Source organism: Rhizobium ruizarguesonis (assembly GCF_017357285.1).
Classification (GTDB): domain Bacteria; phylum Pseudomonadota; class Alphaproteobacteria; order Rhizobiales; family Rhizobiaceae; genus Rhizobium; species Rhizobium ruizarguesonis.
Map to the genome: position 1 here is coordinate 435,198 of NZ_CP071682.1, position 12,915 is coordinate 448,112.

Here is a 12,915-nt window from a genome sequence, read left to right on the forward strand (position 1 = left end):
TTCGGATTCACGCGTGGAATCCGTGCCGGCGTCTTTCCATCATTCCGGCTGAGGACTGGGTCTCCAAACTCAAACTTGGAGCCTCAAACCATGAATATCGCCGCAAAGAATATCACCCCAACCGTCACCACCGGCCCCTTGCCGGCATCCAGGAAGATCTACATTCGCGGGGACATCCATCCCGACATTTGCGTGCCGATGCGCGAAATCAGCCTGCATCCGACATCGGGCGAGCCGCCCGTTGTCGTCTACGACTCCTCCGGCCCCTATACGATCGACGGCGCCGAGATCCGTATCGAACAGGGGCTGCCCTCACTGCGACGCGACTGGGTTCTCGCCCGCGGCGACGTCGAGGCCTATCAGGGCCATGTCCGTCCCGAAGACAACGGCTTTGCCAGCGGCGAAAGGCTGACGCCTGAATTCCCCGCGCTACGCCAGCCGCTGCGCGCAAAGGACGGCAAGGCCGTCACCCAGTTCGCCTATGCGCGCGCCGGTATCATCACGCCGGAAATGGAGTTCATCGCCATCCGCGAAAATCTCGGCCCCAAAGCGAGGGCCGAAGCCATGGTCCGCAGCGGCGAGAGCTTCGGCGCCCATATTCCCGACCATGTGACGGCGGAATTCGTCCGGCAGGAAGTGGCGGCGGGTCGGGCGATCATCCCCGCCAACATCAACCATCCGGAAGCCGAACCGATGATCATCGGCCGCAATTTTCTGGTGAAGATCAACGCCAATATCGGCAACTCCGCCGTCACCTCATCGATGGCGGAGGAGGTTGAGAAGATGGTCTGGGCGGCCCGCTGGGGCGCCGATACCGTCATGGATCTCTCCACCGGCCGCAACATCCACAACATCCGCGAATGGATCATCCGCAATTCGCCGGTGCCGATCGGTACCGTGCCGCTCTATCAGGCGCTGGAGAAGGTCGAGGGCATTGCCGAGAACCTGAGCTGGGAGGTGTATCGCGACACGTTGATCGAACAGGCCGAACAGGGCGTCGACTATTTCACCATCCATGCCGGCGTGCGGCTTCACTACATCCCGCTCACCGTCAACCGGGTGACCGGCATTGTCTCGCGCGGCGGTTCGATCATGGCGAAGTGGTGTCTCCGTCATCACCGCGAAAGCTTCCTCTACGAGCATTTCGAGGAGATCTGCGACATCTGCCGCGCCTATGACGTCTCCTTCTCGCTCGGCGATGGCCTGCGCCCCGGCTCGATCGCTGACGCGAATGATGCGGCGCAGTTCGCCGAACTGGAAACACTGGGAGAGCTGACCAAGGTCGCCTGGGCGAAAGACTGCCAGGTGATGATCGAAGGCCCCGGCCATGTGCCGATGCACAAGATCAAGGAGAACATGGACAAGCAGCTCGAAGTCTGCGGCGAGGCGCCTTTCTACACGCTCGGGCCGCTGACGACCGATATCGCGCCGGGTTACGATCACATCACCTCTGGGATAGGCGCAGCGATGATCGGCTGGTTCGGCACGGCGATGCTCTGCTACGTCACGCCCAAGGAGCATCTGGGGCTTCCCGACCGCAACGACGTGAAGGTAGGCGTCATCACCTACAAGATAGCGGCTCACGCCGCCGATCTCGCCAAGGGGCATCCGGCGGCACAGCTGCGCGATGACGCGCTCTCGCGTGCCCGTTTCGAATTCCGCTGGGAGGATCAGTTCAACCTCTCGCTGGACCCCGAAACCGCCCGCAGCTTCCACGACGAGACGCTGCCGAAGGAGGCGCACAAGGTCGCGCATTTCTGCTCCATGTGCGGACCGAAATTCTGCTCGATGCGCATCTCGCACGATATCCGCGCCGAAGCGCAGAAGGAGGGACTGGAGGCGATGGCGGCACGTTATCGCGAGGGCGGCGGCCTCTATATGCCGGTAGAAACCCTGCAGCAAACGAGCGAATGAGATGCGTGTTCTTGTCAAAGGGGCCGGCGTTGCCGGCCTGACGGTGGCGCATGAACTGCGCGCTCGAGATGCCGAGGTCACTGTGCTCGATCCATATGACGGTTTCAGGCGTGCTGCTTCGTGGCTCGCGGGCGGAATGTTGGCGCCCTGGTGCGAGCGGGAGAGTGCTGATGTTGCGGTACTCATGCGCGGTCTCACCGCCGCCGACAAATGGGAGGCAATTGTGCCGGGAGAGGTGCGACGAAACGGAACGCTCGTGGTCGCCTCTGCTCGCGATCTTGGTGAACTGCGACGCTTTGCCTGCCGCACGACGGGTTATGAATGGCTGGAAGAGCCGGCGATCGCGGCGCTGGAACCCTCCCTTGCCGGGCGGTTCCGGCACGGGCTGTTCTTTCGCCGCGAAGCCCATCTCGATCCCCGGCGAGTTTTGACTCTGCTGCGCACCAAGCTGACGGTTCAGGGGGTCACCTTCGTGGGCGAGAGCTCGCATGAGGAGAGCTTCGACAGTGTCGTCGATTGCACGGGCGCTGCGCAGATCGGCGAGGCCAAGGAGTTACGCGGCGTCCGCGGCGAAATGCTTTACCTTAAAAGCTTTGACGTGGATCTCTCCCGGCCGGTCCGCCTGCTCCATCCGCGTTTCCCCGTCTACATCGTCCCGCGTGGAGACGGTGTGTTCATGGTCGGCGCGACAATGATCGAGACGGAATTCGACGGGCCTATTGTCGCCCGTTCACTGATGGAACTGCTCAACGCTGCATACACGCTATTTCCGGCCTTTGCCGATGCAACCATAATCGAAACGGGTGTCGGAATTCGCCCAGCCTTTCCGGACAATCTTCCACGTGCAAGCCATCAGGGAACGGTGATCTCGCTCAACGGCCTCTACCGCCACGGCTTTCTGCTCGCGCCATCCATGGCGGCCGAGGCGGCTGAACTTGTCTTCAACCAACATACCACGGGAGGAATGCCCCATGAAATTGATCGTTAACGGCGAGGCCCAGGATGTCGCGGCTGAGACGCTGTCGGAGCTTTTAGTCCTGATGGAATACGAGGGTGACTGGCTGGCGACAGCCGTCAACGGTGAGCTGGTCCATCGCGAAGACCGGTTCGATCGTTCGCTCAACGACAATGACAGGATCGAAATCCTGTCGCCGATGCAGGGAGGCTGACGGATGCTGACGCTTTACGGATCCGAAATAAACTCCCGTCTGCTGCTCGGCACAGCCCGATACCCCTCTCCTGCCGTCCTCTCCGAGGCTGTCAGGCAATCGGCGACGGAAATAGTCACCGTCTCGCTTCGTCGTGAGATGTCTGGCGGCCGCACTGGGGGCGCCTTCTTCGAGATGATCCGCGCACTCGGCGTTCGTATCCTTCCCAACACTGCAGGTTGCCACAGCGTCGGGGAAGCGGTGCTGACCGCAAGGATGGCACGCGAGCTATTCGCCACCGACTGGATCAAGCTCGAGGTCATCGGCAACCATGATACGCTACAGCCGGATGTCTTCGGCCTCGTCGAGGCGGCTCGCATTCTCGTCAACGAAGGTTTCGAAGTCTTCCCGTACACGACCGACGATCTGGTCGTGGCCGAACGACTGCTGGAGGCCGGCTGCGAGGTGCTGATGCCTTGGTGCGCTCCGATCGGCAGTGCCGCCGGGCCGCTCAATCCGACAGCGCTCAGAGCAATGCGGGCCCATTTCCCTGACGTGTCGCTGATCGTCGATGCCGGCATCGGTCGGCCGTCGCACGCAACTGCAGTGATGGAGCTCGGTTTCGATGCGGTTCTGCTCAACACCGCCGTTGCCGGCGCCGGAGATCCCGCGGCGATGGCAGCCGCCTTTGCCGCGGCAATCGCCGCCGGCAAGCAGGCCTTTGACGCTGGCGTGCTGGAGCCGCGCGACATGGCCGTCCCCTCCACGCCGGTGATCGGGAAGGCGGTGTTCACATGAAGCTCGATCCGTTCTACCTGATCGTCGACAGCGCCGAGTGGATTGCCCGGCTGGTGCCGCTTGGCGTCAAGCTGGTGCAGTTGCGCATCAAGGATCGTCCGGAGACTGAACTACGCGCCGAGATCCGTCGCGCAGTTGCAGTCTGCGCTAAACATCAATCTCAGCTGACCGTCAACGACCACTGGCAGCTTGCGACCGAGGAAGGTTGCGACTTTGTCCATCTCGGAGATGCCTTCATCGTCTTCCGTCCTTTCCCAGCAAGGAAAACGCACCGGAAAACTCTAGCTAAAATTGGCCCAGTTTGAAGGGTTCAGATCAACTCCCCGAGACGCTTGGCAGTTGAGATGTTGGCAGATTGATTATCTCCCGTGAGAGGAGGAAAGGGCTCGCTTCGCCCCACCCGGCAAGTCCCTCATTCGTGTGGAGCTTCACGAAAACGTTATTTACCTCCGGGATCACGCCTACAGAGAGCTGCACTGGCCTTTTTTCGACGCGCTCAAAGAAAATATTGTGACACTTGGAGAAACGACCATGCTTTTTCGAAAATTGATTCTCGCTGCCGTCATGGCAGCGGCAATTCCTGCTATGGCTCTTGCTGCCACGACTGAGGTGACAATCAAAAACAACAGCACATCCGGTACTGCGAATGTCGGCAGTATTAGTTGCATCGGCTGCACGCCCAACTTCCCCTCCAGCATCTCTAATGGAGCGTCAGTTGTCTTTACGGCGCAAGGCAACACCATCGACGGCTTCATGACGTTTCGCTTCGATGTGACCAGAGGTGTCGTTCCGGCTCGGACGTGCAGAGCCTCGTTGAGCGTCAACTATGATCCTGCGACCGGCCAAGCGCTCTCACTTGCCGGAACGCCGGCTTGGGTCGCCATTTCAGGTGGAACTCGGGCCCCCACCTGCACGCAGACCTCCGCTCCGACAATCTCCCGCGGTAAAGTCCTGTGGAACCTCTCTTTCGTCGCCAATTGAGGATACCTTCCTCTGGTAGGTCCGTTTTAAACGAACCTGCTCTTCCTTTCGTTGTACTTACTATGGTCGCCCAACCATGCGTTGAGCTTGTTTCAAATGTCTGTTCTCAGAAATGGTTTGGCGCAAATGCGAGGCGCAAGGCAAGCCGCACTCGCCTGGTTCGGGATTCGGACGCCATCGATCGCCACAGCGTTGTTTGCTCGTTACCATCCATATCCTGGCTTTGGCAGAGCTATCCGCCGATGCCGCGGACCGGATGAAGCCTAGTGTTCAATGCCGCATCCTTCACATTGCATCCTATCGCGCTGATCGACCAGCAGCTCCCAACCGAGCGCGGCGACTGCGAGGGCAATGTGCTGTGGGTCCCAGCCGGCGGAGCGTGCCTTTTCGAAAAGCCTGGTAAGTGAGGGCTCGAGTGCGAATTTGCATTCGATTTGATAGGCGCTGTCATTTTTTCGGATCGGAGAAGACGGTATATTGATGTCAGCCACGAGTAGGCGCCTTTGCTCTTGTTTAATCGGCGGTGAATCTTCGAAGGACGTCCTGCTAGTAACTCACCGGTTCGTGGCACGATCATGCTCTGAACATTTCCGTCTTTTACGAATTGTTTCCGAACTAAACGCACCGGCTATGCTGGGTGCCCGCGCCGGATGATCGAAACTTCCCAATAGAAATCACAAGCCCAGGTCGACCGAGCTAGATTGTTCACCTGTTTGATATTTGTGGCTTGATGCGAGGCCGTCTGAGGATCGCCGCTCGAAAGGCAGCCGCAGTCTTGCAAGCCTGGACCGACCACTCTGCGTGGATGCTTGCCGGCCCGATGGAGACCGCCATATAACGCGCGATGACATTTGATTCGAAAATTTTCGTCGGCCTGAGGCCAACGAGCAAAAAATCAGCTCCGCTACGGGAGCCTTGCCAGTCGAAATGCCAGTGGGACGGCTGCGAAAGAGACGGCACCAATCGTGCGCCCGTTGGGCGAGATGGGGATGGTTTGTATCTTATGTTCTGCCCGCAACATACGAGGGAATACAACAAGGGATATAATTTCGCGAGCAATCTGTCCGATCCGGTGACCGCCCGCTATCAGAAGGAAGCAGCAAGCGGCAGCCGTAAGACGTGGGGGACCCGCGTTGATCACGTGACAGAGATGCCGCTTCCTTCGACCGTCCGCTCCGGTACGGCAAAAACCCTTAACGCACGCAAGATTGCTGCACAACATCAAGCAACGAAAGCCGATCTCCAGCGACGCAAGCTCAAGGTATTGGAAGCAAAAGCCTTCGAAACGCTCGGCCTTTCGCAGGACGCGGCGCCTGAGGAGATTAGACGCCGCTATAAGCAGATGCTCAAATTGCACCATCCCGACGCCAACCGAGGAGATCGAAACTCAGAAGATGAGCTCCAGGCGGCAATCGACGCCCATAAGATCCTCAAGTTGAACGGGTTCTGCTAGATCTGAGAAACGGCGACTTCCCACTAGGATACCGCAATTTAGCAGGCGTCCGCCGGCGAATTCCAGCCAATTAAGTCCGGAGTGTGAGGTCAGGAACGTCTGGGCTTGCCCTCCAGTGATCGGGGGCCCTTTAGAATCCCCGCGCAACCGCAGTCGACGGATGCCTCTCCGCAACATTATTGTGACCACCAAACCGGCATCAAGGTCACAACGAACATGAGCAACACGAGAGCCATGTACACTGTCCATCCAATTGCCAGACGAAACTGTCTCGGCGGGCGGGCGATACGAACTCGCAGGCGATTTATTAAGCCTGCCTCCGGGGGAACGTGCCCCTTCCCACGATGATAGCCTCCGCTAGCCATTCGAGCGCTCTCAATCAAACTACTAAACGCTAGGGACGAGTGGCCGCCCAGCGCACGGGAGTGGTGGTTGCCTGGGGTAAACAACAATCGCCGGGCGACCAAAATAAAACACCAGAAACGCTCAAAGGTTCCACTTGTATACCTCATGTCACGGAAGTGTATTCGAGGTTGCTTTTTAATTTTACTTGAATAACAGTTGTAATTTTAAATGAAATCCTATGGTCTACGCTTTTATGCAGTCATTCGAAACGAATTGATTTCCCTCCAGCACTACTCAGCGACGCTCAGCGTCTTGTTTCGACGGTGTGGACTTTGCAGCGAGGATTTTTGCACGGCTTGCGGATCCTGCGAGGACAAGCCAGCCCCTTAGTGGAAATTTCGCGCTTTCACCTTCAGGGTGTCGATGTGCAGATCCGGAATGAAGATGTCTCTGGGCTTTGCGGCCGCCACCCTGTCCCGCGAATCCGGACTTCCGGGCGACCCATGCGCGAACTCATCTCCCCTGCCCGTCGGGAGCCGGAACTCGGCGTCACGGTCGGCCAGCCCGGAAAGATCGCCGGACAGATCGAAGACTTGCTGGGCAACCAGATGGACGACGTCGCCTTCGCGCTGAATTCTCCCATTGATCGCGATCATCGATGCCCCGAGGACGACGCGACGCCGCTGCTCGAAGAGCTTGGGCCAGACGACGACGTTGGCCGGACCGGTCTCGTCCTCGATCGTCATGAAGATGACGCCCTTGGCGCTGCCGGGTCTCTGCCGGACAAGGACAAGGCCAGCCGTCATCAACCAACGACCATCCCTTGCGTTCATAGCTTCCGCGCAGATGACGATCCGGCGTTCCGTCAAGGCTTTTCGAAGGAATGCAACCGGATGTTCGCGCAGCGTCAGCCCGATGTGACTGTAATCCTGGACAACGTTGTGGCCCTCCGTCATCTGGCGGAGAGCGACTTCGGGTTCCTGCTGCTCGGCGATCGCCCTCGCCTCTCGTTCCGAGGCGGCTGCAAAGAGCGCAAGGGGTTCGTCACGCAGGGCCTTGATCGCCCACAAGGCGCCGCGCCGCTGCAGTCCCAGCGACGGCAGGAAGGCGTCGGCCTCGGCGAGCTCGACCAGAGAAGCCGCCGGGACGCCAGACCGTCGCCACATATCGTCAACGCTTTCGAACGGGTGATCCATGCGGGCAGCCACGATGCGCGCGGCATCGGCGGCAGCGAGGCCGCGCGCCATGCGCATCCCGAGGCGGACCGCGTGACGGTCGGTATCGCCGATACGCTCAAGCGTGCAGTCCCAGCGCGAACGGTTGACACAGATGGGCCGAATCTCGACCCCGTGGTTCCGGGCACAGCCGACGATTTGGGCCGGCGCGTAAAATCCCATAGGCTGCGAGTTCAGCAGCGCCGCGCAAAAGACGTCAGGGTGGTGGCATTTCACATAGTTCGAGGCATAGGCGATCAAGGCAAACGATGCCGCATGGGATTCCGGGAATCCATAGCTACCAAATCCTTCGAGCTGGCTGAAGGTCTTCTCGGCAAACTCGGCCGTGTACCCGTTCCTGATCATGCCGGACACGAGCTTGTCCTTGAAGCGCGAGACGCCGCCGGTGAACTTAAAGGTGGCCATGCTCTTGCGAAGCTGGTCGGCCTCGCCGCCGGTAAATCCGGCGCAAACCATCGCCACCTTCATGGCAGACTCCTGGAAGAGCGGGACGCCGAGCGTCTTGCCGAGAACGGCTTCCAGTTCCGGCGTCGGATAGACGACTGGCTCCTTGCCCTCCCGGCGTCGGAGATAGGGATGCACCATGTCACCTTGTATCGGGCCAGGCCGGACGATCGCAACCTGGATCACGAGGTCATAGAAGGTCCGCGGCTTCAGGCGCGGCAACATTGCCATCTGCGCCCTCGACTCGATCTGGAAAGTGCCGAGGGTGTCGGCTTTTCGGATCATCGCATATGTCGCCTGGTCCTCCTGAGGGATCTTCGCCAGATCAAGGTGCTCGTCCTTGTGTTCTTCGATGAGCGCGAAGGCCTTCGCCATGCAGGTCAGCATGCCGAGCGCCAGGACGTCGACCTTCATGAATTTGAGCGCCTCGACGTCGTCCTTGTCCCACTCGATCACTTGCCGGTCGGCCATTGCGGCGGGTTCGATCGGGACGAGATCGTCGAGGCGGTCGTGCGTCAGAACGAAGCCGCCAGGATGCTGTCCCAGATGCCGAGGGGCGCCCATGAGCTGCTGCGCAAGCTTAAGCGTTAGCGCAAGGCGGCGGTCTTCAGGGTTCAGGCCCTGATCACGAAGACTGCGATCGCTGACCAGCTCTTCCGACCACGCCCACATGCCCGAGGACAGGGCTTTGATGACGTCCTCAGGCAAGCCGAGCGTCTTGCCGACGTCGCGGATGGCACCCTTCGCCCGGTAGCGTGTGACTGTTGAGCAGAGTGCGGCCTTGTCCTTTCCGTAGGTCTTGTAGATCCATTGAATGACCTCCTCACGCCTCTCATGTTCGAAATCGACGTCGATGTCCGGCGGCTCGTCGCGCTCCTGGGAGACGAAGCGCTCGAACAGGAGATCATTGGTCGAGGGGTCGATGCTGGTGATGCCGAGGATGTAACAGACAGCCGAGTTCGCCGCCGAGCCCCGCCCCTGGCAAAGGATGTCTTGCGACCGGGCGAAGCGGACGATCGAGAACACGGTCAGGAAGTATGGGGCGTATTTCATCGTCCGGATGAGATCGAGTTCGTGACGGACGATTCTGAGAACCTCCGGCGGCAGTCCTTCCGGATAGCGGCTGGGCACGCACTCCCAGACATAGTGCTCGAGGGATTCCTGCGGGCTCTTGTCAGGGAGGATTGCCTCCTCGGGATATTGGTAGGTCAGCTCCTCCAGCGAGAACCTGCATCGCTCGACGATCTCCGTCGTCCGCGCCAACGCTTCGGGGTAGCGTGGAAACAGCCTCTCCATTTCTTCCGGAGGCTTGAGGTATCGGTCGGCATGGCGCTCACGCTCGAAGCCAACGTCGTCGATGGTGGTTTTGTTGCGAATGCAGGTGACGACGTCCTGGAGCTGCCGTCGGCCCGGCTCGTGAAAGAGGACGTCGTTCGTGACGACTGTTCGGACGCGGTGCCTCATTGCCATGTTCGACAATTCGTGCAGCCTCAACTGGTCGTTCGGACGACGCCGGAGGCAAAGCGAGACATAGGCTCGGTCCCCGAATATCTCAGCCATCTTGCGAAGTTGGGCGGCGCAGTTCTCGTCAGCAAGGTCAGGCACCAGGATTCCAAGCAGCCCCTCGGAATAGGGAGCGACGTCGTTGAGGCTCAGGACGCAGTTCGCCTTGCCGCCCCTTCCCTTGCCAAGCGTGAGGAGCCGGGTGAGCCGCGAATAGGCGCCGCGATCTGTGGGATAAACGAGGATCGACATGCCATCCTGCAGATCCAGCCGACAACCAACGACGAGGCTGACGCCTGTCGCGCGCGACGCCTCCAGCGCCCGAACAATTCCGGCCAGGCTGTTGCGATCAACAATGCCGACAGCGTCGATGCCGAGCTCCCTGGCGGTAACGAAGAGCTCGTCGGCCGAGGATGCGCCGCGAAGGAAGCTGAAATGCGTCGTGACCTGGAGCTCGGCATATCTCATCCGAATATCCCGTGCATGAACCACCTATGGGGGCCTGTTTCGGGATCGATGCCGTCGCCGGAGCGAAAGATCCAGTATCGCTCGCCGCTTTCGTTTTCGATAACGAAATAGTCGCGCACCGCCTCGAGTTCGCTGTCGCGTTTCCACCATTCGCCGAAGACGCGTTCCGGTCCGTCCGCGTGTTTCACGCGATGACGCTTGCCGCGCCAGGTGATGCTGGCCGGCGGATGATCCGGCAGCAGGGCTATTGCCTCGATCGGATCGGGACGGGCAAACAGCCTCACCGGCCGCCGCCAATGGTGGACCCAATCTTCCGTCACGTCCTTGCCGACCGCGGCGATACGCTGGACGCTACGCTCCGGAACATCGGACGCGACTGGCGCGACCCGGTAGACGCGCTGGCCTCGATTGCCGAGGACGTCGATCAGAGGCGTGATGTCGGCGTCCTCGTCGTCGACAAGCGAGGAAGCCTTCTGCTGCTCTACGAGCGGTTCCGACAACACGGCGACGAGGGTCAGCTTTTCGATCCCGAAACCTGGCTCGATCGTCTGCGTCCGGTCGCGGAACAGTTTCGTCAGCCAGGCGACGTCTCGCGCCGGCTTGGCGGTGCCCGCCCGGATCGCCTGTCTGGTCCCGTCGACCTTCTCGACGATGAGATCGGTCCGGCGAACGCCAAGACCCTTCCGTTGAAGTTCGGCGACGAGCTGAACAATCAGCCGGCCGACATACTTGTCGATCGTTTCCGCTGCACCGATCGGTTCAGCGAGCGATCGAACGACCTCGACGAGTTCTGGGCTACGGATCGGATCTATCGGTTCGGAAACGCGACCGAACATCTGGTCGAGACGCCGTCCGATCTCCGGGCCGAAGCGAAGCGCCAAGGGAGCGCGCGGCGTCACCGACAGCTCGCCGATCGTCCGGAAGCCGAGCATGCGCAGATCAACCACGATCTTCTCGGGTAGCCGCAGCAGGGAGATCGGAAGGCGTTCGACGGCCCGGATGGTCTCGCCACTCGGGACGATGACGGTTTCGCGGCCAATGGCACGGGCACATGCGTAAGCCGCGCCCCATGTGTCCGCGATGGCGACCCGTGCTGTCAGGCCCTTGGCGCGGAACCGATTGGCGATGCTCGTCAACATGGGCTCCTCGCCGCCCTGAAGATGGTCAGCACCTTCCGTGTCCATGACGATGCCGTCCGGCGCGTCGACGGCGACGATCGGCGAATACTGGCTCAGCGCCCACATGGTGATGCGCTCAAGCGCCGCCGCATCGGCGGCCGGATCGGCGTCGATCATCCGCAGGCCCTGGAAGAGCGCCTGCGCCTTGGCGGCCGGCATGCCGATGTGGATTCCGGCCTTTCTGGCGGCGGCGTCGGCGGCCGAGACCCAGCGCTTGGAGCCACTCTTCGAAATGACGGCGATCGGCTGCTCAACGGGAATAGCGGGATCGGCCCGCCTGATCCTGTCGGTTGGCAGGTCGGGGAAAAATATCGATACGACCCTCGGCATCGCAGGCTCCTACTTCGAACTCGGCGCACTCACCCGCTTTCACCCTCATCAGCTCCAGGAACCACCTCGCCCGCCCGACGCCTGGAACCGGCAGCTCCTCGCTTGAAATGACGCTCACCCTCCAGCGCGTGGTGGACGCCGTCGGCTGCCCGAAGTCGCTGGCCTCGGTCTGCCGTCGCCACCGCCGCACTGCGAGCGCCATCGTGCCGGTCTTCTCGGCAGCAAGCTGCAGCCGCCGGGACGCCGCCATCGGCAGGCGGACGATCTCGCCGATCACCGCACCGAGACCGCCATACGAGAGGCCCTCCTCCATGTTGGCAAGGACGTCCTCCTCCTTGTCGGACTCGACGAAGACGACCCGGTTCGGATGCAGGCCCGCTTGCGCCAGGGCCGGGAAGAACAGGTCGGGACGTGTCAGGCACCAGACGACCTTGCCTTTGGTACGCGCGGCAATGCCAGCCACGAACAGGGCGGCCGCCGCGCCATCGACGGTGCCGGCCCCGCCGCCGGCGCATTCGTGCAGCGCCCCGTAGGCCAATCCACCGCCCGGAAGCCGCTCATCGATCTGTGCCACGCCGAACGGCAAAACGCCTCGCTTGCGCTGGCTGGCGCTTTCCAGATGCGCTATCTGCTCGCGCAGGCCGTCGAGGACAGCGTTTGGGCCGACGGCTGAGTTCATGATTTCCCTTCGACGGCAACCCGTTTTCAGCTTGAGTAACAGCAATATGTTCTGTATCTGTTCTCAAGGCCTAAATGAGTCAATGCGCATATGACCCGCTGAAGTTGAGCACGAGTGCACGGCAGAAAAATCGCCAGCGGATTCAATCGGATGGCGAAGAAGGAATATTTTCGAATGCGCCGAACGCGGCCTGTGAACGATAGGGTTCCGAGACTGAAGGATCACAAGGTCCAGGTGATCGAACTCATCTGTCGTGTCTGCGATCGCCATTCAGCCCACGAGCGCAATCTCTTGGTGAAAGCGTTTGGCGCAAGCGTCAGCTTCGCGGAAATCCGCCGACGCATGGCCATGGGCTGCGAACGGATGCAGACGCCCCAAGGTGACAAGTGCGGAGCACACTTTCCATGTTTGGGGAATGGTCTCGCTGATGGAAACTAGA

At 60.7% G+C, this 12,915-nt stretch carries 12 protein-coding genes and 1 pseudogene; 8 read left to right on the plus strand and 5 right to left on the minus strand.

The features are described 5' to 3' along the window. The first annotated feature begins 90 nt into the window (after window positions 1-90). From thiC to J3P73_RS36330, 5 genes and pseudogenes are all read left to right on the plus strand, one after another. Window positions 91-1,914, plus strand: coding sequence for a phosphomethylpyrimidine synthase ThiC (gene thiC, locus J3P73_RS36310; RefSeq protein ID WP_207580303.1), 1,824 nt, complete (start codon window positions 91-93; stop codon window positions 1,912-1,914). 1 nt (window position 1,915) lies between these two features. Next, on the plus strand, window positions 1,916-2,902 hold the full coding sequence (gene thiO / locus J3P73_RS36315; RefSeq protein ID WP_207580304.1) for a glycine oxidase ThiO: 987 nt from the start codon (window positions 1,916-1,918) through the stop codon (window positions 2,900-2,902). Next, window positions 2,886-3,083 (plus strand): sulfur carrier protein ThiS, encoded by a 198-nt coding sequence (thiS, locus tag J3P73_RS36320; protein ID WP_018068076.1) that lies wholly within the window; start codon window positions 2,886-2,888, stop codon window positions 3,081-3,083. The genes thiO and thiS overlap by 17 nt, the downstream gene beginning before the upstream one ends. 3 nt (window positions 3,084-3,086) lie before the next feature. Continuing rightward, on the plus strand, window positions 3,087-3,860 hold the full coding sequence (locus tag J3P73_RS36325) for a thiazole synthase (protein ID WP_207580305.1): 774 nt from the start codon (window positions 3,087-3,089) through the stop codon (window positions 3,858-3,860). Continuing rightward, a pseudogene (locus J3P73_RS36330) lies at window positions 3,857-4,087 on the plus strand (thiamine phosphate synthase); the annotation flags it as partial. The gene J3P73_RS36325 and the pseudogene J3P73_RS36330, both read left to right, overlap by 4 nt. Before the next feature lie 88 nt (window positions 4,088-4,175). On the opposite strand, the gene J3P73_RS38410 reads toward J3P73_RS36330, so the two are convergent. Continuing rightward, complete coding sequence (locus J3P73_RS38410) at window positions 4,176-4,337, minus strand: hypothetical protein (RefSeq protein ID WP_157629617.1); 162 nt, start codon at window positions 4,335-4,337, stop codon at window positions 4,176-4,178. Between the two features lie 54 nt (window positions 4,338-4,391). Between J3P73_RS38410 and J3P73_RS36340 the strand changes: the two genes are divergently transcribed. Beyond that, window positions 4,392-4,841 carry a hypothetical protein gene (locus J3P73_RS36340; RefSeq protein WP_018486538.1) on the plus strand — a complete coding sequence of 150 codons (450 nt, stop codon included), beginning with the start codon at window positions 4,392-4,394 and terminating at the stop codon, window positions 4,839-4,841. A 263-nt stretch (window positions 4,842-5,104) separates the two neighbouring features. Here the strand turns inward: J3P73_RS36340 and J3P73_RS36345 are convergent, their stop codons facing one another. Further along, window positions 5,105-5,332 carry a hypothetical protein gene (locus J3P73_RS36345; RefSeq protein WP_018486537.1) on the minus strand — a complete coding sequence of 76 codons (228 nt, stop codon included), beginning with the start codon at window positions 5,330-5,332 and terminating at the stop codon, window positions 5,105-5,107. Window positions 5,333-5,685: 353 nt separating this feature from the next. On the opposite strand from J3P73_RS36345, the gene J3P73_RS36350 reads away from it, so the two are divergent. Continuing rightward, window positions 5,686-6,294, plus strand: coding sequence for a J domain-containing protein (locus J3P73_RS36350; RefSeq protein ID WP_018068081.1), 609 nt, complete (start codon window positions 5,686-5,688; stop codon window positions 6,292-6,294). Window positions 6,295-7,025: 731 nt separating this feature from the next. Here the strand turns inward: J3P73_RS36350 and J3P73_RS36355 are convergent. The 3 genes from J3P73_RS36355 to J3P73_RS36365 are packed head-to-tail and all read right to left on the minus strand — an operon-like array spanning window position 7,026 to window position 12,476. Next, entirely contained in the window at window positions 7,026-10,289 is a 3,264-nt protein-coding gene (locus tag J3P73_RS36355) for an error-prone DNA polymerase (protein ID WP_207580306.1), read from the minus strand. Beyond that, window positions 10,286-11,797 (minus strand): Y-family DNA polymerase, encoded by a 1,512-nt coding sequence (locus tag J3P73_RS36360; protein ID WP_207580307.1) that lies wholly within the window; start codon window positions 11,795-11,797, stop codon window positions 10,286-10,288. Before J3P73_RS36360 ends, J3P73_RS36355 begins: the two co-directional genes overlap by 4 nt. Further along, window positions 11,718-12,476 carry an ImuA family protein gene (locus tag J3P73_RS36365; protein WP_130657850.1) on the minus strand — a complete coding sequence of 253 codons (759 nt, stop codon included), beginning with the start codon at window positions 12,474-12,476 and terminating at the stop codon, window positions 11,718-11,720. Before J3P73_RS36365 ends, J3P73_RS36360 begins: the two co-directional genes overlap by 80 nt. Window positions 12,477-12,650: 174 nt before the next feature. On the opposite strand from J3P73_RS36365, the gene J3P73_RS37980 reads away from it, so the two are divergent. Continuing rightward, complete coding sequence (locus J3P73_RS37980; RefSeq protein WP_130688074.1) at window positions 12,651-12,914, plus strand: hypothetical protein; 264 nt, start codon at window positions 12,651-12,653, stop codon at window positions 12,912-12,914. Window position 12,915 lies beyond the last annotated feature (1 nt).